This is a genomic window from Streptomyces sp. NBC_00236, from assembly GCF_036195045.1.
Taxonomy (GTDB): Bacteria; Actinomycetota; Actinomycetes; order Streptomycetales; family Streptomycetaceae; genus Streptomyces.
The window spans coordinates 4116010-4141117 of sequence record NZ_CP108100.1 but is presented as its reverse complement, the minus strand read 5'-3'; the positions used below and the strand labels follow the sequence as shown (position 1 = coordinate 4141117).

Below are 25108 nucleotides of genomic sequence, written 5' to 3'. Positions count from 1 at the left end.
GAGCCGGTCTTCGCGACCTCAGCCCTGTGCCGCCCACCACTTCTTGAGCTCTGCGACTGCCGCGTCGTGCTCCATCGGCCCGTTCTCCAGCCGAAGCTCAAGCAGGAACGCGTACGCCTTGCCGATGACCGGCCCCGGCCCGACGTCCAGGATCTGCATGATCTCGTTGCCGTCCAGGTCCGGCCGGATCGAGTCCAGCTCCTCCTGGTCCTGCAACTGAGCGATGCGCTCCTCAAGCCCGTCGTACGTCCGCGAGAGAGCACTGGCCTTGCGCTTGTTGCGCGTGGTGCAGTCCGAGCGGGTCAACTTGTGCAGCCGCTCCAGCAGGGGGCCCGCATCGCGCACATAGCGACGGACCGCCGAGTCGGTCCACTCCCCGTCGCCGTACCCGTGGAAGCGCAGGTGCAGCTCCACCAGCTTGGCAACGTCCTTGACCATGTCGTTGGAGTACTTGAGATCGGTCATGCGCTTCTTGACCATCTTGGCGCCCACCACTTCGTGGTGGTGGAACGAGACCCGCCCGTCCTTCTCGAAACGCCGGGTCCTCGGCTTGCCGATGTCATGGAGGAGAGCGGCGAGGCGCAGCACGAGATCCGGGCCGTCCTGCTCCAGGTCGATCGCCTGCTCCAGGACGGTCAGGGAGTGCTCGTACACATCCTTGTGACGGTGATGCTCGTCACGTTCCAGCCGGAGCGCGGGGAGTTCGGGAAGGACATGGTCGGCCAGTCCCGTGTCGACGAGGAGCGCGAGCCCCTTACGGGGATGCGAGGAGAGCAGCAGCTTGTTGAGCTCCTCCCGGACCCTCTCGGCAGAGACGATCTCGATCCGGCCCGCCATCTCCGACATCGCGGCGACGACATCCGGGGCCACCTCGAAGTCGAGCTGCGCGGCGAAGCGCGCGGCACGGAGCATGCGCAGCGGATCGTCGGAGAAGGAGTCCTCAGGTGTGCCCGGAGTGCGCAGCACTCGCTCCGCCAGGTCATCGAGGCCACCGTACGGATCGACGAACTCCTTCTGCGGCAGCGCGACGGCCATCGCGTTCACCGTGAAATCGCGGCGGACGAGGTCCTCGTCAATGGAGTCGCCGTAGGAGACCTCGGGCTTCCGCGAGGTCCTGTCGTACGCCTCGGACCGGTATGTGGTGACTTCGATCTGGTAGCCGTCCTTCTGCGCGCCCACCGTGCCGAAGGCGATCCCGACCTCCCACACCGAGTCCGCCCAGGGCCTGACGATCTTCAGCACGTCCTCGGGGCGCGCGTCGGTCGTGAAGTCCAGGTCGTTCCCCAGCCGGCCGAGGAGCGCGTCCCGGACCGACCCGCCGACCAGGGCGAGACCGAATCCTGCATCCTGGAATCGGCGGGCGAGATCGTCGGCGACCGGCGACACCCGCAGCAGTTCACTGACTGCGCGGAGCTGCACCTGGGTCAGGGCGCTGGAGTTGTCTTCATTGGCGTTCGGCACAACAGAAAAGGGTACGTGCCCGGACCGGCCCGGACGTCATGGTTTCCGTTCACGCTGCGAGACGCTCCCCCTCGTGTGACCCACTCCCTGGCACTTGACCGCGGCGCAGATCGTTACCATGCGGGGACGCAGCGACGGAGACAACGCTCGACAGCAGCTGACGACGACGAGGGACGGGTACGCGTGGCCGAGGCGGCAGACAACCAGGGGACGAGTCCCTCTCCTGCCCGTCGGTGGCTGCGGCGCACAGCCGCCGTGCTCGCCGCGGCCCCGCTCGTCGCCGCACTGCTGGCCGGGGTGGCCGCCCCGCAGGCGCAGGCCGGCGGGACGAGCAAGGCCCCCACGGGCTCCAGCACCGTCTCGGTATCCCTGGACACCCTGACGCCGAGCGCCCCGGTGAAGGGGGACACGCTCACCATCTCCGGCACCCTGGTCAACAGGGGCAAGGAAACCGTCACCGACGCACAGGTCGATCTGCGCGTGGGCCCGCGGCTCTACGGCAGGACCTCGATCGACGCGGCCGCTCAGCGGACGGGGTACGACCCGGGAGCGGATCCCTACCCGGTCGGCGGCAAGTACACGGCCAAGATCGCCACGCTTCCTTCGGGCATCAGCCAGGACTTCACGCTGTCCGTGCCGGTCAGCAAGCTGGACCTCGGCGACGACGGCGTCTACCAGCTGGGCGTCTCGTTGTCGGGCCGGACGGCCGCCGCTCAGTACGACCACGTACTCGGCATCAAGCGGACGTTCCTGCCCTGGCAGAACAAGGACAGTGACTCCAAGACCGGCATCAGCTACCTGTGGCCGCTGATCGCGTCGGCGCATCTCACCGCGGAGACCGGTTCCGACGAGCAGCAGACCCCGGTATTCGCCGATGACGACCTGGCAGCCGAGATCGCGCCGGGCGGCCGCCTCGAACGGATGGTGTCACTCGGCAGCCAACTGCCCGTGACCTGGGTCATCGACCCGGATCTGCTCGCCAGCGTCGATGCCATGACCAAGAGCTATCGCGTCAAGTCGGGTGACACCACGGTCGCCGGGACGAACCAGGCAGTGGCCAAGAAGTGGCTCAGCTCACTGGAAGCTGCCGTGGCGGACAGCAAGGTCGTCGCGCTGCCCTTCGGGGACCCCGATCTGGCTTCCATCGCGCACCGCGGCAAGAACGTGTCGGGCACGCTCAGCCACCTCCAGACGGCCAGCGAGGTCGCCGGGGTGACGGTGGAGACGATCCTCCATCTGAAGCCGTCGACCGACTTCGCCTGGCCCGTCGACGGTGCGATCGACCCGTCCATCGTGGATGTCGCCACCTCGACGGGTGCCCACAACGTGATCGCCCGCAGCGACAGCCTCCAGGAGATCGCCGGCCTGTCGTACACACCGACCGCCGCGCGGCCCATCGGCGGCGGCACCACGGCGGTGGTGTCCGACGCCCGGCTCTCCAAGGCCTTCCAGGGCGACATGGCGAAGGCCGGGGACTCCACGCTCGCCGTGCAGAAGTTCCTCGCCCTCACGCTCGCGCTGTCCGAGCAGGACACGGACAAGGACCGGAGCGTCGTCGTGGCTCCCCAGCGGATGCCGACCATCGCCCAGGCCCAGTCGATGGCGCGCGCGCTCCACGCCCTGGACGACGGGCGCTGGACCGAGTCCCAGACCCTGATCGAGGCAGCTGCGGCGAAGCCCGACGCCGAGGCGACCACCACGGTCCCCCGGACGTCCCAGTACCCCAAGAAGCTGCGCAGCCAGGAGCTGCCGACCCAGGCCTTCCAGGACATCAAGTCCACCCAGGCCTCGCTCGACAACTTCCAGGTCGTCCTCACCCAGCCCGAGCGGGTCGTGACCCCCTTCGGCAACGCCGTCAACCGGTCCATGTCGACGTCGTGGCGGGGCAAGCCCCTGGAGGCCCAGCAGTACCGGGATTCGGTACGCACCTACCTCCAGGGCCTCATCAACGAGGTCCAGCTCATCTCGAAGTCGGACGTCACGCTGTCCGGCCGCAGCGCCACGATTCCCGTGACGGTGCAGAACAGGCTTCTCCAGGACGTCGATCATCTGGTGCTCCGGCTGAAGTCGGAGAACGCGACGCGCCTTGAGCTGAACGACGGCGGAGCCGTGGCGGAGCAGCCGATCCAGATCGGCGCCGGTCACAGCCAGTCCGTGAAGTTCGATGCGGCGGCCAACATCAACGGTCAGGTGCAGATGACCGCGCAGCTCTACACGGACGACGGCAGGCCGTACGGCGCGGAGATGGCGTTCACCGTGAAGGTGTCCGAGCTCACCCCCACCGTGCTGCTCGTGATCGCCGGTGGCCTCCTGCTCCTGGTCCTCGCCGGAATCCGGATGTATGCACATCGCAAGCGTGCCAACGCGGGCGGCGCGGCGGGTGACGACGGCAGTGAACCCGAGCAGCCGAGTGACCCGACGCCGGACACCGGTCCCGAAAGCACGGAGCCGTCGGGCACGGGTGAGAAAGTGGACCGTTGAGCGATGTCTGTCGTGGCCGGTCGGCCGGGGACGATGAGGTGGGGTTTCGATGAACGCGCCGTACGACGGTGATCGCGGTCAGGGTACGGGCGGAGCGGGGTATCCCGGAGAGCCGGCGATGCCCCCGGGTCCGGAGCAGGTACCCCCTGCCCCGGACCCGTATCTGCAGGACGCGTATGACTACGACCCCTACCGGTCCCAGGATCTCTCCGCCCAGGACCCGGTGAGCGAGGCGCTGTACGACCGCGCCGCGCATCCGCCGCCGCCCCCCGGGACCTACCAGCAGCCGCAGCCGCTCTACCAGCAGCCGCCGGCAGCCCAGTACCCGCCCGATCCGCGGATCTGGGCGCAGACCCCGCCCCCCGAGCCGGACGGCCCGTCGCGTCACCTTCCGTACGGGGACGACGCCGCGACGACCCAGTTCGTGGGCATCGACGACCTCGTCACCCAGGCGTCGACGAACCGCGAGGAGCCGGACGCTTTCGCGCACCTCTTCCGGGACCAGGAGGGCCCGGCGGGGGTCCCGGCCTCGCACCGGCCCGAGCCGGCCCCCGCACCCGCGCCGCCGAAGTCGGGCGGCGGGCGGGCGTCCAGCCTGCTGAAGTCCAGCGCGGTCATGGCCGCAGGCACCCTCGTCTCACGGCTCACCGGCTTCATCCGCAGCCTGGTGATCACCGCCGCGCTCGGCGCGGCCCTGCTCGGTGACAGCTTCACCATCGCGTACACGCTGCCGACGATGATCTACATCCTCACCGTGGGCGGCGGCCTCAACTCGGTCTTCGTCCCGCAGCTCGTCCGTTCGATGAAGGACGACGAGGACGGGGGCGAGGCCTATGCCAACCGGCTGCTGACCCTGGTGATGGTCGCACTCGCGCTGATCGTCGCCGTGGCGGTCTTCGCCGCGCCCTTCCTCATCCGCCTGATGTCGTCGACGATCGCCGGCGATCCCGCAGCCAACAACGTGGCCACCACGTTCGCCCGGTACTGCCTGCCCACCATCTTCTTCATGGGTGTGCATGTGGTCATGGGGCAGATCCTCAACGCCCGCGGGAAGTTCGGCGCGATGATGTGGACCCCGGTCCTCAACAACATCGTCATGATCGTCACGTTCGGCCTGTTCATCTGGGTGTACGGCACTTCCCACGAGTCCCAGATGGGCGTCACGACGATTCCGCCGGAGGGCGTCCGGCTGCTGGGTATCGGCACCCTGCTCGGCCTCGTCGTCCAGGCCCTGGCCATGATCCCGTATCTGCGTGAGGCCGGATTCCGCTTCCGTCCGCGCTTCGACTGGAGGGGCCACGGGCTCGGCAAGACGGTCAAGCTGGCCAAGTGGACGGTCCTGTTCGTCCTCGCCAACCAGGCCGGTGTGCTGGTCGTCACCCAGCTCGCGACCTCCGCGGGCAAGGCGTCCGGCCAGAACGGGGCGGGCTTCCTCGCGTACTCCAACGCACAGCTGATCTGGGGCATGCCGCAGGCGATCATCACCGTCTCGGTCATGGCCGCGCTGCTGCCGCGCATCTCGCGTGCCGCCCACGACAACGACCCGGGCGCGGTACGCGACGACATCTCCCAGGGCCTGCGCAACTCGGCGGTGGCCATCGTGCCGGTCGCCTTCGCCTTCCTCGCCCTGGGCGTGCCGATGTGCACCCTGCTCTACGCCTCCAGCGGCCCCGAGGCAGCCCGCTCCATGGGATTCATCCTGATGGCCTTCGGCCTCGGACTGATTCCCTACTCCGTGCAGTACGTGGTGCTGCGCGGGTTCTACGCGTACGAGGACACCCGGACGCCCTTCTACAACACCGTCATCGTCGCCCTCGTCAACGCGGCCGCCTCGGCCGTCTGCTACGTCGTGCTGCCCGCCCAGTGGGCCGTGGTCGGCATGGCCGCCTCCTACGGGCTCGCCTACGCCGTCGGCGTCGGTATCGCGTGGCGCCGGCTCCGCAACCGCCTGGGCGGCGATCTGGACGGTGCTCACGTCCTGCGTACCTACGCCCGGCTGTGCCTCGCCGCGATCCCTGCGGCAGTGATCGCCGGCGGGGTGGGATTCGGCCTTCTCCACGTGCTCGGCGACGGCGCCTCGGGCTCGCTCCTGGCCCTGCTCTGCGGCGGGATCGTGCTGCTCGGAGTCTTCGTCGTCGCGGCGAAGCGGATGCGGATCGAAGAGATCAACGGCATGGTCGGCATGATCAGGGGAAGGCTCGGCCGCTGAGGATCACCGGCCCGCACAACCATCGTCGGTTCCCGCGTGTCGTGCATGGTGCCGGAGTGTGGGCACAATTGGCGTGACTGTGCGGGGCTGGCTGGCATCGCCCAACGGATGGGGAGGCAGGAACGACGGTGGCGGAACGTAGCACGGCTGCCGTCGACGTGGCCGACAACAGTGGCGACAAGCCGCTGGCCGCGAAGGCGGACGAGGCCACGAGCGACGGTACGGCAGAAGCTCAGGATTCAACGGGCACAAGCCCTCAGGACGCGGAGAGCGAGTCGAGCGACTCCGGAACCACCGTGCCGACCCCTGATCTGCACAGCGGTCACAAGCTTGCCGGGCGCTACCGGCTCGAGGAGTGCGTCACCCGTCTGGACGGGTTCAGCAGCTGGCGCGCTGTCGACGAGAAACTGCGCCGCGCGGTAGGAGTGCATCTCCTGCCCGCGGACCATCCACGGGCCCGCTCCGTGCTGGCTGCGGCCCGTTCGTCCGCCCTTCTCGGCGACCCCCGCTTCGTGCAGGTCCTCGACGCCGTGGAGGAGAACGATCTCGTCTACGTCGTCCATGAGTGGCTTCCGGACGCCACCGAGCTGACCGCCCTTCTGGGCGCGGGGCCGATGGACGCCCACGACGCCTACCAGCTCGTCAGTCAGCTCTCCCAGGCCATGGCCGCCGCGCACCGCGAGGGCCTTGCCCATCTGAGGCTCACGCCCGGGGCGGTGCTGCGCAGTTCCTCCGGCCAGTACCGCATCCGCGGCCTCGCGGTGAACGCCGCGCTGCGGGGGATCACCTCCGACGGACCCCAGCGCGCCGACACCGAAGCGATCGGGGCCCTTCTCTACGCGGCGCTGACCCGGCGCTGGCCCTACGAGAGCGACGCCTACGGCCTCACCGGGCTCCCGAAGGGCGTCGGGCTGATCGCACCCGACCAGGTGCGGGCCGGAGTCCACCGCGGTCTCTCCGAGATCGCCATGCGGGCGCTCGCCAACGACGGGGCCACGGCCTCCCGCCAGGAGCAGCCGTGCACGACTCCGGACGAGCTCGCCAAGGCCGTCGCGGCGATGCCGCGCATCCGCCCGCCCGAGCCCACGTTCACCGCCCCGCCGGAGTACCAGCGGACCACGTACCAGCAGGGCACCTACGGGCGCCCGGCCGGACCCGGCGCCGGCAGCACCCAGCCTGTCCCCGTGCCTCCCGCCCCGCTCCAGAGCCGCACCGGGAAGGCGCTCAAGTGGGCCGTGTCCGCGCTGCTCATCGCCGCGCTCGGTCTCGGCAGCTGGCAGCTGGCGGAGACGCTCCTGGACCGCGACAAGGGCTCTGACGACCCTGGCACGACGCAGACCAACCCGGAGAACGGCGACGAGCCGAAGCCCGTCGCGGAGAGCAAGCCGGTACCGATCATGGGCGCTCGGGACTACGACCCCCTCGGGGACCAGTCCGAGAAGCCCAAGGACATCAGTCACGTCTACGACGACGACGCGACAAGTTACTGGAACACCGACGGCTACTTCACCGCCGACTTCGGCAAGCTCAAGGACGGCGTGGGTGTCGTGCTGGACCTCGGCAAGGTCCAGCAGGTCGGCACGGTGGATGTGACCTTCCTGGGTGGCACCACATCGGTCGAGTTGCGGACGGCCACCAGTGCCGAGGTGCCGGGGCTACCCACCGGCTTCACCAAGGTTGCACAGGGTTCCGGAACAAAGGTGGCACTCAAGCCTGGCGAACCCGTCCAGGCACGGTACCTTCTGGTCTGGCTCACCAATTTGCCACCGAGCGATTCAGGGAACTTCCGAGGCAAGATCTCGGACATCAAGGTCACCAGCTGACAGCGCCAGGGGAGGGGGCTCACCGTTGGACAGCACGAGATTCGCCGGCACGAGCGACCAGGACCTTCTGGCCGACCACGTCGCCGGCGAACCGGACGCCTTCGGTGAGCTCGTACGACGTCATCGCGACCGGCTGTGGGCCGTGGCGCTGCGGACCCTGGGCGACCGCGAGGAAGCGGCCGATGCCGTACAGGACGCCCTGATCTCCGCCTTCCGCGCCGCCCACACCTTCCGTGGCCAGTCCGCGGTCACCACCTGGCTGCACCGGATCACGGTCAACGCATGCCTGGACCGGGTCCGGAAGGCCTCCTCCAGGAAGACCGCTCCGGTCGACGACGCGGAGCGGCTCGACCAGCTCATGGAGCCCCACGAGTCCGCCGAGGCACCGGCCGAGCGTCAGGACCTTCAGCGCGAGCTGTTCGCGGCCCTGGCCACGCTCCCTGCCGAGCAACGTGCCGCCCTCGTCCTCGTCGATATGCAGGGGTACCCGGTGGCGGAAGCGGCCCGCATCCTCGATGTGCCGGTCGGAACCGTGAAGAGCCGCTGTGCGCGGGGACGCGCCAGGCTGGCCCCCCAGCTCACCCATCTCCGCAGCGGGACCGGCGACAGCGAGGAGCCGGGAAGCGAAGGGAACCGGACGCGGAGAGCATCCGTCCCACCGGCGGCGGGACCAAGGGATGTGGACACGGGTGATCCAGCGGCAGCGAAGGGCGGAGGTGGACGCGCATGACATCAACGACCGACACGACCCGGCACCCGGACGTCTCGGAGATCGCCGACCTCACCGAGGATCTGCTCCCCCCGTCCCGTGCCGAGGATGTCCGAGGCCATCTGGCCGACTGCGGGATCTGCTCCGATGTACTCGCCTCACTGGAGGAGATCCGTGGGCTCCTGGGCACCCTGCCCGACGCTGAACCCATGCCCGCCGATGTCGCGGACCGCATGGACGCCGCACTCGCGGAGGAAGCACGAGGCCGCGCCCCCTTCGCGGCGCCTGCCTCCACGGCAGATGTTTCACGTGAAACAGAGCCCGCTGTCGCGGCGAAGGAACTCGCGGACCGGCCCGCAGGGCACTCACGCGCCGCCACCGGTCCCGGCCGCAGCGCTGTCCGCCGACGGCGCCGAAACGCAGTGCTCGGCGCCGCACTCGGCGCCGCTGTCGTCAGCGTGAGCGTCCTGCTTCTTCAGAACGTCACCTCGTCCGGGGGTTCGGACAGCTTCAAGGCGGCCGACCAAGGCGTCAGCGCTTCCCAGGAGGGAACACAGGCGTTCTCGCAGTCCACACTGGAAGAGCGGGTCCACAGCCTTCTGGGCTCTCGGACGGACACGGTCGGCCCGCAGGATTCCAGTGGCGCAAAGCAGAATCCTTCCGCTGACACGAAGTCTTCGGCGGAATCCACGTCGCCCACATCCGCATCACCTCAAACCCCGCTCCGCGCGCCCTCCGTGCCCGTCCCCCCCTGCATCAAGCAGGGAACCGGACGGAACACGGCCGCCCTCGCCATCGAGCGGGGCACCTACGAAGGGTCCGACGCCTTCCTCGTCGTCCTGCCGCACCCCACGGACTCCGCCAGGGTTCAGGCCTACGTCGTCGACGCGGCTTGTGTCGGCGCCGAGCCTGCGGCCAAGGGAAAGCTCCTGCTGACGCACGTCTACGCCCGCCCCTGAAAATCACCTCGGATGCCACCCCGGCACGTCGGGAATGCATCCCCCGTAGGATCCGTTGGGTGGGGTGAGAGTCGTTGAACCGACCCCAGTAGGCGTGGACAGTAGGCAGTCTGCAGAGACGAGGAAGAAACCCGTGAGCGACGTGCGTAATGTGATCATCATTGGCTCCGGCCCCGCGGGCTACACAGCCGCCCTGTATACCGCGCGTGCCTCGCTGAAGCCGCTGGTGTTCGAGGGCGCCGTCACCGCCGGTGGCGCGTTGATGAACACCACCGACGTGGAGAACTTCCCCGGCTTCCAGGACGGGATCATGGGCCCGGAGCTCATGGACAACATGCGTGCCCAGGCCGAGCGCTTCGGTGCCGAGCTCATCCCGGACGACGTGATCTCCGTGGACCTCACGGGTGACATCAAGACGGTCACCGACACCGCCGGCACGGTACACCGCGCCAAGGCCGTCATCGTCACCACCGGTTCGCAGCACCGCAAGCTCGGCCTGCCCAACGAGGACGCCCTCTCCGGACGCGGCGTCTCCTGGTGCGCGACCTGCGACGGCTTCTTCTTCAAGGACCAGGACATCGCCGTCGTCGGCGGCGGTGACACCGCGATGGAAGAGGCCACGTTCCTCTCCCGCTTCGCCAAGTCGGTCACCATCGTCCACCGCCGCGACTCGCTGCGCGCCTCCAAGGCCATGCAGGACCGCGCCTTCGCCGACCCGAAGATCAAGTTCGCCTGGGACAGCGAGGTCGCCGGTGTCCACGGCGAGCAGAAGCTCTCCGGACTGACCCTGCGCAACACGAAGACCGGCGAGACGTCCGAGCTCCCCGTGACCGGCCTGTTCATCGCCGTCGGCCACGACCCGCGCACGGAGCTCTTCAAGGGCCAGCTCGACCTCGACGACGAGGGCTACCTCAAGGTCGCCGCGCCGTCGACGCGCACCAACCTCACCGGTGTCTTCGGCGCCGGCGATGTCGTCGACCACACCTACCGGCAGGCCATCACCGCTGCCGGAACAGGCTGCTCCGCCGCCCTCGACGCCGAGCGCTTCCTGGCCGCGCTCGCCGACGACGAGAAGGCCGCCGCAGCCACCGTCTGATCCACGCCTCACCCCACACCCCGCGAAGTTAAGGAGGCCGCCGTGGCCGGCGCCTTGAAGAACGTGACTGACGACTCCTTCGACGAAGTCGTCCTGAAGAGCGACAAGCCCGTGCTGGTGGACTTCTGGGCTGCCTGGTGCGGTCCGTGCCGTCAGATCGCCCCCTCCCTGGAGGCAATCGCGGCCGAGCACGGTGAGATCGAGATCGTCAAGCTCAACATCGACGAGAACCCGGCCACCGCTGCCAAGTACGGCGTCATGTCCATCCCGACGCTGAACGTCTACCAGGGTGGCGAGGTCGCCAAGACCATCGTCGGCGCAAAGCCGAAGGCCGCGATCCTCCGCGACCTCGAAGGCTTCATCACCGAGTAGAGCCGGACAACAGTCCCGCTGTTTCACGTGAAACGGGCCCATCCCTCAGGGGGGTGGGCCCGTTTCACGTTCCTGCTCACAGAGGCCGCAGCGCAGGCTCCTTCTGCACAGCCCCCAGCAACCGGTCCAGAGCCAGCTCGACGTCTTCCTTCCACGACAACGTCGTGCGCAGCTCCAGTCTCAACCGCGGGTGCGCCGGGTGGGGCCGTACGGTCTTGAAGCCCACAGCCAGCAGATGATCTGCGGGCAGCACACAGGCCGGTTCCTTCCAGCGAGCGTCCCCGAAGGCCTCGATCGCCTTGAACCCTCGACGTATCAGGTCCTTGGCCACCGTCTGCACCATGACCCGGCCCAGTCCCTGACCCCGGTATCCGGGCAGGATCAGGGCAGTCATCAGCTGAACCGCGTCGGGGGAGACGGGACTCGTCGGAAAGGCAGTCGCTCTCGGCACGTAGGCGGGCGGAGCGTAGAGAACGAAGCCGGCCGGAACGTCGTCGACATAGACCACGCGGCCGCAGGATCCCCACTCCAGCAGAACGGCGGAGATCCAGGACTCCTTCTCCTGTTCGGCTCGGCCGCCCTTGACCGCGGCGTCTCCCCTTACCGGATCGAGCTCCCAGAAGACACACGAGCGGCAACGCTGAGGGAGATCAGGCAGGTTGTCCAGCGTGAGCGGTACGAGCCGACGCCCCATGAAGGCTGTTCCTCACTTCCTTCACCCACCGCATCGTGTGGCGGCCGGTGCACTCCGTTCGCGGAGGTGGATCAAATGGATGCGCCCTACCAGAACGCATCGTATCCACCGAGGGATCAAGCCGACACCGTGAAAGAGCAAAGGGCAGACCGTCACCCGCAGACAGCGAAAAGCGGGCCGTGCTCCGTCATCCGCCGGAGCACGGCCCGCCACTCACCACGCAGAACTCAGCCCTCGTCGTCCTCGGCCGTCTCCTCCGCGGTGGCGCGGTCCAGGACACGCCCCTCGCCGGGCGCGAGGCTGCCGAGGATGCGGTCCAGATCCTCCATCGAGGCGAACTCGACGACGATCTTCCCCTTCTTCTGCCCGAGGTCGACCTTCACCCTGGTCTCGAACCGGTCGGACAGCCGGGACGCCAGATCGGTCAGCGCCGGCGACAGCCGACCGCCGGCCCGGGGACCCTTCGATCGTGCCGCACTCGTGGGCCTGGAGCTCATGAGCGTCACGATCTCCTCGACCGCGCGCACGGAGAGCCCTTCGGCCACGATGCGATGCGCCAGCTTGTCCTGCTCATCGGAGTCGTCCACCGACAGCAGCGCCCGCGCGTGTCCTGCCGACAGCACCCCGGCCGCGACCCGGCGCTGCACCGGCGGCGACAGCCGCAGCAGACGCAGGGTGTTGGACACCTGCGGCCGGGAACGCCCGATCCGGTCGGCCAACTGGTCATGGGTGCACTTGAAGTCCTTGAGCAGCTGGTCGTACGCGGCCGCCTCCTCCAAGGGGTTCAGCTGAGCCCGGTGAAGGTTCTCCAGAAGCGCGTCCAGAAGGAGCTTCTCGTCGTCGGTGGCCCGGACGATCGCAGGGATCTGCTTCAGACCGGCCTCACGGCAGGCCCTCCAGCGCCGCTCACCCATGATGAGCTCAAAGCGCCCGGATTCCGCCTTCCGTACGACGACGGGCTGGAGAAGACCCACCTCCTTGATGGAAGTGACCAGCTCGGCGAGCGCGTCCTCGTCGAACACCTCACGCGGCTGACGAGGGTTCGGCGTGATCGAGTCGATGGCAAGCTCGGCAAAGTACGCCCCGGCCACCTCTGCCGGTCCGGCGGTACCGTCGGACACCGAGACCGGTGAGCTCGGCTCCGGCACCACAGGGCCACCCGAGCCAAGGGTGGTCACCTTCGCGACGGCCACACCCCGCTCGGACGTCAGCACCGGCATCGCCCCCGGCGAGGACGTACCCATCCCGGCGGGCGGCACCTGCTTCTCCTGCGGAGCGGCGGGGATCAGGGCACCCAGCCCTCGCCCCAAACCTCTGCGACGCTCACTCACTGGATCCCCTCCGAAGTATTCTGCTGGCTGTTCCGGCTGCCCGTCCGGGCGTGCTGGGCCTCGTACTGGACCCCGACCCCACGCAACGCGATCTCACGGGCTGCTTCGAGGTAGGACAGGGACCCGCTCGAACCGGGGTCGTACGTGAGCACGGTCTGCCCGTAGCTCGGCGCTTCCGAGATCCGTACCGACCGGGGAATGCTGGTCCGCAACACCTCCTTGCCGAAGTGACTGCGCACCTCCTCCGCGACCTGTGACGCGAGCCTGGTCCGGCCGTCGTACATGGTGAGCAGGATCGTCGACACATGGAGATCGGGGTTGAGATGCCCTCGTACCAGGTCGACGTTGCGCAACAGCTGTCCCAGCCCTTCCAGCGCGTAGTACTCGCACTGAATCGGGATCAGCACCTCCGCACCGGCCACCAGGGCATTGACCGTCAGCAGGCCGAGCGAGGGCGGGCAGTCGATCAGGATGTAGTCGAGCGGCTGCTCGTACGCCTGGATCGCTCGCTGCAGCCGGCTCTCCCGCGCCACCAGCGACACCAGCTCGATCTCCGCACCGGCAAGATCGATGGTCGCCGGGGCACAGAAGAGACCTTCGACGTCCGGGACCGGCTGGACCACGTCGGAGAGCGGTTTGCTCTCCACCAGGACGTCATAGATGGAGGGGACTTCGGCATGGTGGTCGATCCCCAGAGCCGTGGAGGCGTTCCCCTGCGGGTCGAGGTCGACCACCAGAACGCGTGCACCGTGAAGCGCAAGCGAGGCGGCAAGGTTGACCGTCGAGGTGGTCTTGCCTACCCCGCCCTTCTGGTTGGCCACCACCATGACCCGTGTCTGGTCAGGCCGCGGCAGCCCCTCGCCGGCACGGCCGAGGGCCTCCACCGCCAACTGGGCCGCACGGCCGATGGGTGTGTCATCCATCGGCGGCGGTGTTTCACGTGAAACACCGTCCCCCGCCGATTCGGTTCGGGGACCGGGGACCGGATCGGTCATCGGTCCCGCGATGTTGGCGTCGGACCGCAAGGATTCACTCTCCTCGACTTCAGGCTCGCAATGAGCAGAGCCTGCCATGGTTTCGGGGTCGCGAACCAGCGAGGCCCGCTCTTCTGTGGATGAATCCACTTCTGTGGACAACTCCGTAGCCCTAACGGGCCTGCGATGGCGAGGGGTGGCGGCCGCACGACCGCGGCCGATGATTCCATGCAGCAGAGAGCGACGTTTCACGTGAAACACGATGCCCCTGCAGCGTAGCTACAGGGGCACGACACTCCGCGCGGGGTACGCACAGCTGCTCTCAGCGACGACAGCGGGTACGCACAGCTGCTCTCAGCGACGACGACGGGTCCGGCTGACCCGAGCGGCCTTGGCACGCTTTGCGGCGAACCTCACACCGCCAGGACTCTCGCCCACCACCACACGCACGACAGTGGACATCGGGTCGACGACACCTTCACCTACATGGAGCACCTCGGTCTCCACGACGCCGAGCTTGCTGAGGGCCGCTCGCGCGCCGTTGATCTCCTCCTCGGCGGTATCGCCCTTGAGCGCCAGCATCTCCCCGTACGGGCGCAGCAGAGGCACTCCCCAGCCCGCCAGGCGATCCAGCGGTGCTACCGCCCGGGCCGTCACCACATGCACCGGCTGAAGCGTGCCCAGAACCTCCTCGGCCCGGCCACGGACGACCGTCACATGATCGAGCCCCAGCAGCTCGACGACCTCCTGGAGGAAGTTCGTACGCCGCAGCAACGGCTCCAGCAGAGTGATCTTCAGGTCCGGGCGCACCAGCGCCAGGGGAATCCCCGGAAGGCCCGCCCCGGACCCCACATCGCAGACCGTGACGCCGTCAGGGACGACCTCGGAGAGCACCGCACAGTTCAGCAGGTGCCTCTCCCACAGGCGCGGGACCTCGCGCGGACCGATCAGCCCACGCTTGACCCCCGCATCCGCCAGCAGTTCCGCGTACCGGACGGCCTCGGGAAAGCACTCACCGAACACCTCCCGGGCCTCGTCGGGCGCCTGGGGAAGCGCTACTTCCTCCGTCACGGGAACCGTCCTTCCATACCGCACTACCGCACCATGGGTGGCTGACTATCAGGCTGACAAAGATCGGCCCCGTCTGCGAACAGACGGGGCCGACACGAGAGGCTCCGGTCAGGCCGGAAGGACGACGACGAAGCGCTGCGGCTCCTCGCCCTCCGATTCGCTGCGCAGACCTGCGGCCGCGACCGCGTCGTGCACGACCTTGCGCTCGAACGGCGTCATCGGGTCGAGCTTCACCGGCTCACCGGTGCTCTTGACCTCGTCCGCGGCCTTGGCACCCAGCTCGGCGAGCTCCGTGCGCTTCTGGGCGCGGAATCCGGCGATGTCGAGCATCAGACGGCTACGGTCACCGGTCTCCCGGTGCACGGCCAGCCGCGTCAGCTCCTGGAGTGCCTCCAGCACCTCACCGTCGCGGCCCACGAGCTTCTGCAGTTCACGCGCCGATTCACTGATGATCGAGACCGCGGCCCGGTCTGCCTCGACGTCCATGTCGATGTCGCCGTCGAGGTCAGCGATGTCGAGCAGGCCTTCAAGGTAGTCCGCTGCGATCTCCCCTTCCTGCTCAAGGCGGGTCAAGGTGTCGCTGCCCTCAGCGGCCGTGGAGGTGGTGCCTTCCGTCACGGATGGACTCCTTCTTACTTCTTGGACGGGTGCTTGGGCCGCTGCGGGCCCTTGCGCTGTCCGGACTTGGCTTGGCGTGAGGAGCCGGACGCGGACTTGCCCGCCGGCTTGGGCTTGGCGTCCTGCGGTGCGCTCTTCTGCAGGGAGGTCTTCGACTCGGAATCGGACTCGTCGGTCTCGACGTCCTTGGCGCCGCCCGGGTGGCCCGCGGCGGTCTGGCGCTTCGCCTTCGTCTGACGCTTGGGCTGCTGGCGCCGCTGTGCGACACCGCCCTCGGCCTCGGCGACGGCGGTGTCGCTCTTGGCCACCGTGCCGTCCTCCTGGGGGGCGAGACCGAGCTTGGCCAGGCCGGTCACGAACTTCCGCTCGATGTCATTGCGGTCCGTGCCCTTGGCCACAATGCGCTTGACCGTGTTGCGCCGGGTGCGGCCCTTCACCTCACCGTGCGAGGTGACGCTCTTCAGGAGACGCCCGAGGTACTGCTCCTGCGCCTTGCTGCCCGGGGTCGGGTTCTGGTTGATCACGTACATCTGCTGACCCATGGTCCAGACGTTCGTGGTGAGCCAGTAGACGAGGACGCCGACGGGGAAGTTGATGCCCATGACGGCGAAGATCAGCGGGAAGATGTACATGAGCATCTTCTGCTGCTGCATGTACGGCGTCTTGACCGTGAGGTCGACGTTCTTCGTCATCAGCTGGCGCTGCGTGAAGAACTGCGAGGCCGACATCATCACGATCATGACGGCGGTGACGATCCGGACGTCGGTCAGCGAGGCGCCGAGTGCCTCGACCTTCTCGGCGCTGTCCATGAACTTGGCGGCCAGCGGAGCACCGAAGATGTGTGCCTGACGAGCACTGTCGAGCAGCGACTGGTCGATGACACCGATCTTCTTGTTCGACGCGATGGCCGAGAGCACGTGGTACAGGGCGAAGAAGAACGGCGACTGCGCCAGGATGGGAAGGCACGAGGACAGCGGGTTGGTACCCGTCTCCTTGTACAGCTTCATCATCTCTTCGGACTGACGCTGCTTGTCGCTCTTGTAGCGCTCCTGGATCGCCTTCATCTTCGGCTGGAGCACCTGCATGTTCCGCGTCGACTTGATCTGCTTGACGAACAGCGGGATCAGACAGATACGGATCAGCACCACGAGGGACACGATGGAAAGACCCCAGGCCCATCCCGTGTCAGGGCCGAAGATCGCCCCGTACAACTTGTGGAACTGGACGATGACCCAGGAAACGGGCCACGTGATGAAGCTGAACAGACTGGCAATCGTGTCCACTAATCAGGCTCCTTGAGCATTGGGCGAAGTCTCTGCGGCCGGGCCCGGGAGGTCGGTGGCCGACTTCCCGGAAGGCACATCAGCGGCGGAGTCCCCGCCCTTGCTGCCGCGTACGGCACTACGCAGCAGTTCGTGCCAACGCGGACGTTTGCGTGGTGGAACGTGATCCACGCCGCCGGGTGACCACGGATTGCATCGCAGGATGCGCCAGGCTGTCAGCGCCGTGCCCTTGATCGCTCCGTGCCGGTCGATCGCCGTATATCCATAGTGGGAACACGACGGGTAGTAACGGCAGACAGGCCCGAGTAGTGGGCTGATCGTCCACTGGTACAGCTTGATGAGAGCCAGCAGCGGGTACTTCATCGCGCGCCCCCTCCCAGCAGCCGCTGGAGAGCGGCATCCAGGTCTCGGGCCAGCTGTTCATGGTCGGCGTCACCCGAACCGGGCAACGCGCGTACGACAACCAGGCTACCGGGGGGCAGCAGGGCCAGCCGCTCGCGGACCAGATGGCGAAGCCTTCGCTTCACCGCTGTGCGGACGACCGCACCACCCACTGCTTTGCTGACAACGAAACCCGCACGCGGCGGGGGAGCAGTCTCCCCAGTCACGTGCGGGTCCGTTGCACCGCTGCGTAGATGAACGACGAGTAGCGGGCGGCCTGCCCTGCGTCCTCGTCGTACTGCGGTCGCGAAGTCCTCGCGCCGCCTCAGCCGATTCTCGGTAGGCAGCACGTCATGACGACCTGTACGCGATCAGGCGGACAGGCTGGCGCGGCCCTTGCCACGGCGGGACGCGAGGATCGCGCGGCCGGCACGGGTCCGCATACGCAGACGGAAACCGTGGGTCTTCGCGCGACGACGGTTGTTCGGCTGGAAGGTGCGCTTGCTCACTCGGGGGCTCCAGTAATGATCGTTTGTTGGCGGGACATCGCCTGGCTGTCACCGTGCGCCCACGAGAGACTCGCGTAAACGCCCTAGTTGCACCGCTTCACAATCACAGATCGTGATCTTTGCCCATCGGAGGCAGGCGGCAGCAGCCATCGACAACTCGACCTGGTCACGGTACGCGCGGCTACGCCATCCGGTCAAACCGACCCTGTCGGGCCCCCCATTGTGCACAGCCTGTGGACAACGACTTGAACCGCATGGGTCGGCCCGCCTACCGTGGCTGAACTCCGGTTCTTTTTCTTCCCGCCTGCCGGTCCTCACCCATCCCGACCCATACGTCCCGAGAACCACACATTCGTGGGACCAGCGAGAGAGCGTGCCTTGTGGCTGACGTACCTGCCGATCTTGCCGCAGTGTGGCCACGCGTGCTGGAGCAACTCCTCGGGGAGGGCCAGCAGGGCATCGAGCCCAAGGACAAGCAGTGGATCGAGCGCTGCCAGCCGCTCGCCCTGGTCGCCGACACCGCGCTGCTCGCCGTCCCCAACGAATGGGGCAAGCGCGTCCTGGAGGGCCGGCTCGCCCCGCTCATCAGCGAGACCCTGAGCCGCGAGTGCGGGCGGCCGATCCGGATCGCGATCACGGTCGACGACTCCGCGGGCGAACCGCCGAATCCGCCGGCGCCCCCCATGCACCAGTCCCAGCAGCCGCAGCAGCACCGCTACCAGGGACCCCCGCACGACGAGCGTCAGCACAACGACGGCTATGACGGATACGGCCACCGGCCCTCGGACGACGGCATGCCGACGGCCCGGCCCGCCTACCCCGACTACCAGCAGCAGCGGCCCGAGCCCGGTGCGTGGCCGCGCACCCAGGAGGACCTCTCCTGGCAGCAGCCCCGGCTCGGCGGGTTCCAGGACCGCGATCCGTCCCCCGAGCAGTGGCGCGAGCCGTACGGAAGCGGCCGCCCCCAGCAGCAGCAGCCACAGCACGACTACCGTCCGCAACCGCCCGAGCGCCAGGGATACGAGTCCCAGCGGCCCGAGCGCCACGACATGCAGGAGCCCCAGCACCGGCAGGGCGGCGGCACCGGACGGCCCGGCGGCGGCACCGGCCCCATGGGCGCACAGCCCGCACCGGCGCCCGGCCCCGGTGAGCCGCACGCCCGGCTGAACCCGAAGTACCTCTTCGACACCTTCGTCATCGGGGCCTCGAACCGGTTCGCGCACGCCGCGGCCGTCGCGGTGGCCGAAGCGCCCGCGAAGGCGTACAACCCGCTCTTCATCTACGGGGAGTCCGGGCTCGGCAAGACCCACCTGCTGCATGCCATCGGGCACTACGCCCGCAGCCTGTACCCCGGCACCCGCGTGCGGTACGTGAGCTCGGAGGAGTTCACCAACGAGTTCATCAACTCGATCCGTGACGGCAAGGGCGACACCTTCCGCAAGCGGTACCGCGATGTGGACATCCTGCTGGTCGACGACATCCAGTTCCTGGCGAGCAAGGAGTCGACGCAGGAGGAGTTCTTCCACACGTTCAATACGCTCCACAACGCCAACAAGCAGATCGTGCTGTCCTCGGACCGCCCGCCCAAGCAGTTGGTGACCTTGGAGGACCGGCTGCGGAATCGTTTTGAGTGGGGTCTGACCACCGATGTGCAGCCTCCGGAGCTGGAGACGCGCATCGCGATCCTGCGCAAGAAGGCGGTGCAGGAGCAGCTCAACGCCCCTCCGGAGGTCCTGGAGTTCATCGCCTCCCGTATCTCCCGCAACATCCGTGAGCTGGAGGGCGCTCTCATCCGGGTGACGGCCTTCGCCAGCCTCAACCGTCAGCCGGTGGACCTCGGTCTGACCGAGATCGTGCTGAAGGACCTGATCCCCGGCGGCGAGGACTCGGCTCCGGAGATCACGGCGACGGCCATCATGGCGGCGACCGCGGACTACTTCGGTCTGACGGTGGAGGATCTCTGCGGATCCTCCCGCAGCCGTGTGCTGGTGACGGCGCGCCAGATCGCCATGTATCTGTGCCGCGAGCTGACGGACCTGTCACTGCCCAAGATCGGTGCCCAGTTCGGCGGCCGGGACCATACGACGGTGATGCACGCCGACCGCAAGATCCGCGCGCTGATGGCGGAGCGGCGCTCCATCTACAACCAGGTCACCGAGCTCACCAACCGCATCAAGAACGGCTGACGGCTCTCCCGCAGCCGGCCACGCACGCGACCGAAGGGCGCTGTGCGGACTCGTCAGGAGTCCGCACAGCGCCCTTCTCCGTTCCCCGTGGAGTGCCCGCCAACCCTGTCGGAGGCGATGGAGAGGCGCTGGCAGACCGTCGTCACGCCGATGCCGGGCGCTTCCGCCCGGCCGCGCTGTTCGAATACCTGCCAGGACACGGGTGTTCTCCACAGATCTGGGGAGAATTTTCCCTCCACAGCCTGGGGATCCAAAAGTTGTCCATACTGCTTCCACAGGCGAGGCAGCCGATACTCCATCAGGCCAGCTCAGGGGCCTGGGGATTTGTGGTCAACAATGATCCACAGCCTGTGGACAAGTTTTTCGTCCACAGGGCACCTTCGACGTTGTCCACCGTCGGCCCACAGGGCGGCGGCTGTTTTCCCCAGGAAGGACGGGCTTCTCCACACCGCTGTCCACTGTTCGGCAACGCAACACCCGCTTTCACCGCCCCGAGTGAAAGGCGTCACACCGAGAGGGTCGGTTGGGCTGTGGGGAACGTGGGTAAAGCTGGGGACAGCCCTGGGGAGAAACCCCCCTGCCCTGTGTATCGGGTGTGCACAACTTTCGGGTGTCCACAGAAACACCGGGTTGTCCACCGGTCCCACCCACAGGGTCGGTGGACAAAAAACAGGGCCTGACCTGGGAAAACGACGTTATCCACCGTATCCACAGGCCCTACTACTACTGCCACCTATAGTTAGCCCGGAATCCGCTTCGAAGTGGGGCCTGTGCACAACTCGGCGCCGGAGCTCTCCGAACCTCTTGTCGCGACTTGACCCCGAGCAGCACCGAGTGTCGGTGCCGTACGTCAGACTGGTCCCCGGCGTCCTCCCCCCGGCATCGGTGGAGCGACCCGACCAGACGACGAAGGCCAGCAGGGCGAGCGAGCAACAGCAGGAGGCGGTTCCGGTGAAGATCCGGGTGGAGCGCGATGTACTCGCGGAGGCTGTGGCCTGGGTGGCCCGTAGCCTCCCGGCCCGTCCGCCGGCGCCCGTTCTTGCGGGCCTTCTGCTGAAGGCTGAGGACGGCGCCCTCAGCTTCTCGAGCTTCGACTACGAGGTCTCGGCCCGGGTCTCGGTGGATGCCGAGATCGAGGAGGACGGCACGGTGCTCGTCTCCGGCCGGCTGCTCGCCGACATCTGCCGCGCCCTGCCCAACCGGCCGGTGGAGATTTCCACAGACGGTGTACGGGCGACGGTCGCCTGCGGATCCTCGCGGTTCACACTCCACACCCTTCCTGTGGAGGAATACCCCGCACTCCCGCAGATGCCGACCGCCACCGGCACCGTGCCCGGCGAGGTCTTCGCCTCCGCCGCCGCCCAGGTCGCCATCGCCGCGGGCCGCGACGACACGCTGCCCGTGCTGACCGGTGTGCGCATCGAGATCGAGGGAGACACCGTCACCCTCGCCTCCACCGACCGCTACCGCTTCGCGGTCCGCGAGTTCCTCTGGAAGCCGGAGAACGCCGACGCCTCCGCCGTCGCTCTGGTGCCTGCCAAGACGCTGCTGGACACCGCCAAGGCTCTGACCAGCGGTGACACCGTGACGCTCGCCCTGTCGGGCTCCGGCGCAGGCGAAGGCCTCATCGGCTTCGAGGGCGCGGGCCGGCGGACGACCACCCGACTGCTCGAAGGCGACCTGCCGAAGTACCGCACGCTCTTCCCCACCGAGTTCAACTCGGTCGCGGTCATCGAGACGGCGCCGTTCGTCGAGGCCGTCAAGCGCGTGGCCCTGGTGGCCGAGCGCAACACCCCGGTGCGGCTCAGCTTCGAGCAGGGCGTCCTGATCCTCGAAGCGGGTTCCAGTGACGATGCACAGGCTGTGGAGCGCGTCGACTCCGTCCTGGAGGGCGACGACATCTCGATCGCCTTCAACCCGACCTTCCTGCTCGACGGCCTGAGCGCCATCGACTCGCCGGTCGCCCAGCTCTCCTTCACGACGTCCACCAAGCCCGCGCTGCTCAGCGGCCGGCCTGCCGTGGACGCCGAGGCGGACGATGCGTACAAGTACCTGATCATGCCGGTGCGCCTCTCCGGCTGATCCGGTCACCGGTCCTGCCGTTCGTTCACTGAATCGCGGCAGGACCCGACGGGCATGTTCAGCGCCGAGCATGCCCGGCGTCCTGTCCCCCGCCGGGCGTAGGCTCGGTCCTGGGTACGAATCGGCACAACGCTTAAGGAATCTCTGATGGAGCTCGGTCTCGTCGGCCTCGGCAAGATGGGCGGCAACATGCGCGAGCGCATCCGCCGCGCTGGCCACACCGTCATCGGTTACGACCGCAACCCGGACGTCGCCGATGTCCACAGCCTCGAAGAGCTCGTGGGCAAGCTGAAGGGCCCCCGCGTCGTGTGGGTCATGGTCCCGGCCGGTGCCGCGACCCAGTCGACGATCGACGAGCTGGCCGAGCTCCTCTCGCCCGGCGACATCGTCGTGGACGGCGGGAACTCCCGCTGGACCGACGACGAGAAGCACGCGGTCGAGCTGGGCATCAAGGGCATCGGTTTCGTCGACTGCGGAGTCTCCGGCGGCGTCTGGGGCCTGGAGAACGGCTACGCGCTGATGTACGGCGGCGACGCCGAGCACGTCGCGAAGGTCCAGCCGGTCTTCGACGCCCTGAAGCCCGAGGGTGACTTCGGTTCCGTCCACGCGGGCAAGGTCGGCGCCGGCCACTTCGCGAAGATGGTTCACAACGGCATCGAGTACGCCATGATGCAGGCCTACGCCGAGGGCTGGGAGCTCCTGGAGAAGGTCGACTCCGTCACGGACGTGCGCGAGGTCTTCCGTTCCTGGCAGGAGGGCACGGTCATCCGTTCCTGGCTGCTCGACCTGGCGGTCAACGCGCTGGACGACGACGAGCACCTGGACCAGCTCCGTGGCTTCGCCGCCGACTCCGGCGAGGGCCGCTGGACGGTGGAGGCCGCCATCGACAACGCCGTTCCGCTGCCCGCGATCACCGCCTCGCTCTTCGCGCGCTTCGCCTCGCGGCAGGACGACTCCCCGCAGATGAAGATGATCGCCGCGCTGCGCAACCAGTTCGGCGGCCACGCGGTCGAGAACAAGAAGTAGCGGCCGAGAACAAGCAGCAGCCGCAACGGAGCACGGAGCGGAAAGCCGGAAAGGTCGGCGTACACCATGCATGTCACGCATCTGTCGCTGGCCGACTTCCGCTCGTACGCCCGGGTCGAGGTTCCTCTCGACCCGGGCGTCACCGCGTTCGTGGGCGCCAACGGGCAGGGCAAGACCAATCTCGTCGAGGCCGTCGGCTATCTCGCGACGCTCGGCAGCCACCGCGTCTCCTCCGACGCGCCGCTGGTGCGGATGGGGGCCGACCGGGCCGTCATCAGGGCGGCCGTCACCCAGGGCGAGCGGTACCAGCTGGTCGAACTGGAGCTGAACCCGGGCAAGGCCAATCGTGCCCGGATCAATAGGTCGTCGCAGGTCAGACCCCGTGATGTGCTGGGGATAGTGCGCACGGTGCTGTTCGCGCCGGAGGATCTCGCGCTGGTCAAGGGCGACCCCGGCGAGCGCCGGCGGTTCCTCGACGAGCTGGTCACCGCGCGGTCACCGCGCATGGCCGGGGTGCGTTCCGACTACGAGCGGGTGCTGAAACAGCGCAACACACTGCTGAAGTCCGCGGCGATGGCGCGCCGCCACGGCGGACGGTCGATGGACCTGTCGACGCTCGACGTGTGGGACCAGCATCTGGGCCACGTGGGCGCCGAGCTGCTGGCGCAACGGCTGGATCTGATCGCGACGCTGCAGCCCCTCGCCGACAAGGCGTACGCGGACGTGGCGCCGGGCGGCGGTCCGGTGACGCTGGAGTACCGGAGCTCGGTGGGCGCGGAGGTGGAGCCCGCGCGCACGCGCGAGGAGCTGTACGGGCAGCTGATCGCGGCCCTCGCCGACGTGCGCAAGCAGGAGATCGAGCGCGGCGTGACGCTGGTCGGCCCGCACCGCGACGACCTGGTCCTGGGCCTGCGCGGAATGCCGGCCAAGGGGTACGCCAGCCATGGTGAGTCCTGGTCGTACGCGCTGGCCCTGCGGCTGGCCTCGTACGATCTGCTCCGCTCCGAGGGCAATGAGCCGGTGCTGGTGCTGGACGACGTCTTCGCCGAACTGGACGCGCGGCGCCGGGAGCGGCTGGCCGAGCTGGTGGCCCCCGGCGAGCAGGTGCTGGTGACGGCCGCGGTGGACGACGACGTCCCCGGAGTGCTCGCGGGGACGCGGTACGCAGTGTCCGCCGGTGAGGTGGAGCGGCTGTGAGCGGCGACGGAGACGGCAAGGACCCGGCCGGACCGGCCGAGGGCCCGGCGAGGCAGCCGGAGCCCTCGGGAGTGGACCTGGCGCGGGTGGCCCTGCGCGCGGCGAAGGAGCAGGCGAAGGCGCGCGGGGCGGCCGCCCAGCAGAAGAAGCAGGCCCGGCGGGGCGGCGGGCTGCGTTCCGGTGCGCGCGCCGACGGCCGGGACCCACTGCCGCTGGGAGCCGCGATCAACCGTCTGATCACCGAGCGCGGCTGGGAGACACCGGCCGCGGTGGGCGGTGTGATGGGCCGCTGGCCGCAGATCGTGGGTGACGACCTGGCGAATCACTGTGTGCCGTTGCGATACGACGAGGACCCCGACGAGCGGGTTCTGACGGTGCAGTGCGACTCCACGGCGTGGGCGACGCAGCTGAGGCTGCTGGCACCGCAGCTGGTGGCCCGGCTGAACGCGGATCTGGGACACGGCACCGTACGGATGATCAAGGTCCTGGGGCCGGGAGGGCCCGCGCGGCGATACGGTCCGCTGCGCGTGCCGGGCAGCACGGGCCCGGGCGACACCTATGGATGACCAGCTCTGACCTGGTCTTTTTCCCCTGTTCCACGAGGGCCCCTGCGCTGTGCGCGAGGGGCCCGGTACCTGCTGTGCCC

The 25108-nt window shown here is 68.3% G+C and carries 22 protein-coding genes; 12 read left to right on the top strand and 10 right to left on the bottom strand.

Translation table 11 applies throughout. From position 1 onward, the window contains the following. Positions 1–18: 18 nt before the first annotated feature. Positions 19–1461 carry a CCA tRNA nucleotidyltransferase gene (locus OG446_RS18600; RefSeq protein WP_328895109.1) on the bottom strand — a complete coding sequence of 481 codons (1443 nt, stop codon included), beginning with the start codon at positions 1459–1461 and terminating at the stop codon, positions 19–21. Positions 1462–1644: 183 nt separating this feature from the next. Between OG446_RS18600 and OG446_RS18595 the strand changes: the two genes are divergently transcribed. The 7 genes from OG446_RS18595 (at position 1645) to trxA (ending at position 11110) form a co-directional block, all read left to right on the top strand. Next, positions 1645–3942, top strand: coding sequence for a DUF6049 family protein (locus OG446_RS18595; RefSeq protein WP_328895108.1), 2298 nt, complete (start codon positions 1645–1647; stop codon positions 3940–3942). Between the two features lie 49 nt (positions 3943–3991). Then, positions 3992–6151, top strand: coding sequence for a murein biosynthesis integral membrane protein MurJ (murJ, locus tag OG446_RS18590; RefSeq protein ID WP_328895107.1), 2160 nt, complete (start codon positions 3992–3994; stop codon positions 6149–6151). 128 nt (positions 6152–6279) lie between these two features. Next, a complete protein-coding gene (locus OG446_RS18585; RefSeq protein ID WP_328895106.1) occupies positions 6280–7974 on the top strand; it encodes a protein kinase family protein in 1695 nt (564 codons plus the stop codon). Between the two features lie 25 nt (positions 7975–7999). After that, positions 8000–8704 carry an RNA polymerase sigma factor SigM gene (sigM, locus tag OG446_RS18580; RefSeq protein ID WP_328895105.1) on the top strand — a complete coding sequence of 235 codons (705 nt, stop codon included), beginning with the start codon at positions 8000–8002 and terminating at the stop codon, positions 8702–8704. Continuing rightward, the gene (locus OG446_RS18575) at positions 8701–9642 is read left to right on the top strand and encodes an anti-sigma factor family protein (RefSeq protein ID WP_328895104.1); all 942 of its coding nucleotides are present in this window, start codon (positions 8701–8703) and stop codon (positions 9640–9642) included. Before sigM ends, OG446_RS18575 begins: the two co-directional genes overlap by 4 nt. Before the next feature lie 133 nt (positions 9643–9775). Next, positions 9776–10738, top strand: a complete 963-nt coding sequence (gene trxB / locus OG446_RS18570) for a thioredoxin-disulfide reductase (RefSeq protein WP_148019650.1) — start codon at positions 9776–9778, stop codon at positions 10736–10738. A 42-nt stretch (positions 10739–10780) separates the two neighbouring features. After that, complete coding sequence (gene trxA, locus OG446_RS18565) at positions 10781–11110, top strand: thioredoxin (protein ID WP_219569130.1); 330 nt, start codon at positions 10781–10783, stop codon at positions 11108–11110. Positions 11111–11186: 76 nt separating this feature from the next. Here the strand turns inward: trxA and OG446_RS18560 are convergent, their stop codons facing one another. From OG446_RS18560 to rpmH, 9 genes are all read right to left on the bottom strand, one after another. Continuing rightward, complete coding sequence (locus tag OG446_RS18560; protein ID WP_328895103.1) at positions 11187–11804, bottom strand: GNAT family N-acetyltransferase; 618 nt, start codon at positions 11802–11804, stop codon at positions 11187–11189. A gap of 227 nt (positions 11805–12031) precedes the next feature. Then, positions 12032–13135, bottom strand: a complete 1104-nt coding sequence (locus tag OG446_RS18555; protein WP_328895102.1) for a ParB/RepB/Spo0J family partition protein — start codon at positions 13133–13135, stop codon at positions 12032–12034. Continuing rightward, the gene (locus tag OG446_RS18550) at positions 13132–14208 is read right to left on the bottom strand and encodes a ParA family protein (RefSeq protein ID WP_328898337.1); all 1077 of its coding nucleotides are present in this window, start codon (positions 14206–14208) and stop codon (positions 13132–13134) included. The genes OG446_RS18555 and OG446_RS18550 overlap by 4 nt, the downstream gene beginning before the upstream one ends. A 255-nt stretch (positions 14209–14463) precedes the next feature. Beyond that, entirely contained in the window at positions 14464–15180 is a 717-nt protein-coding gene (rsmG, locus tag OG446_RS18545; protein ID WP_219569136.1) for a 16S rRNA (guanine(527)-N(7))-methyltransferase RsmG, read from the bottom strand. Positions 15181–15288: 108 nt separating this feature from the next. After that, positions 15289–15798 (bottom strand): Jag family protein, encoded by a 510-nt coding sequence (locus OG446_RS18540; protein WP_148019656.1) that lies wholly within the window; start codon positions 15796–15798, stop codon positions 15289–15291. A gap of 14 nt (positions 15799–15812) precedes the next feature. Next, entirely contained in the window at positions 15813–17081 is a 1269-nt protein-coding gene (gene yidC / locus OG446_RS18535) for a membrane protein insertase YidC (RefSeq protein ID WP_328895101.1), read from the bottom strand. A 3-nt stretch (positions 17082–17084) separates the two neighbouring features. Continuing rightward, entirely contained in the window at positions 17085–17444 is a 360-nt protein-coding gene (yidD, locus tag OG446_RS18530; RefSeq protein ID WP_219569142.1) for a membrane protein insertion efficiency factor YidD, read from the bottom strand. Next, on the bottom strand, positions 17441–17812 hold the full coding sequence (rnpA, locus tag OG446_RS18525; protein ID WP_148019659.1) for a ribonuclease P protein component: 372 nt from the start codon (positions 17810–17812) through the stop codon (positions 17441–17443). Before rnpA ends, yidD begins: the two co-directional genes overlap by 4 nt. Before the next feature lie 21 nt (positions 17813–17833). Then, positions 17834–17971, bottom strand: a complete 138-nt coding sequence (gene rpmH / locus OG446_RS18520) for a 50S ribosomal protein L34 (protein WP_010985740.1) — start codon at positions 17969–17971, stop codon at positions 17834–17836. Between the two features lie 380 nt (positions 17972–18351). Between rpmH and dnaA the strand changes: the two genes are divergently transcribed. The 5 genes from dnaA to OG446_RS18495 all read left to right on the top strand — a co-directional run bounded on the left by dnaA (position 18352) and on the right by OG446_RS18495 (position 25028). Further along, the gene (gene dnaA / locus OG446_RS18515) at positions 18352–20157 is read left to right on the top strand and encodes a chromosomal replication initiator protein DnaA (RefSeq protein WP_328895100.1); all 1806 of its coding nucleotides are present in this window, start codon (positions 18352–18354) and stop codon (positions 20155–20157) included. Between the two features lie 951 nt (positions 20158–21108). After that, positions 21109–22239, top strand: a complete 1131-nt coding sequence (dnaN, locus tag OG446_RS18510) for a DNA polymerase III subunit beta (protein WP_148022051.1) — start codon at positions 21109–21111, stop codon at positions 22237–22239. A gap of 147 nt (positions 22240–22386) precedes the next feature. Further along, positions 22387–23265 carry a phosphogluconate dehydrogenase (NAD(+)-dependent, decarboxylating) gene (gene gnd / locus OG446_RS18505; protein ID WP_123460434.1) on the top strand — a complete coding sequence of 293 codons (879 nt, stop codon included), beginning with the start codon at positions 22387–22389 and terminating at the stop codon, positions 23263–23265. 66 nt (positions 23266–23331) lie between these two features. Continuing rightward, positions 23332–24462: a DNA replication/repair protein RecF gene (gene recF / locus OG446_RS18500; RefSeq protein ID WP_328895099.1), complete on the top strand. Its 1131-nt coding sequence runs from the start codon at positions 23332–23334 to the stop codon at positions 24460–24462. After that, complete coding sequence (locus OG446_RS18495) at positions 24459–25028, top strand: DUF721 domain-containing protein (RefSeq protein WP_328895098.1); 570 nt, start codon at positions 24459–24461, stop codon at positions 25026–25028. The genes recF and OG446_RS18495 overlap by 4 nt, the downstream gene beginning before the upstream one ends. Positions 25029–25108: the final 80 nt, after the last annotated feature.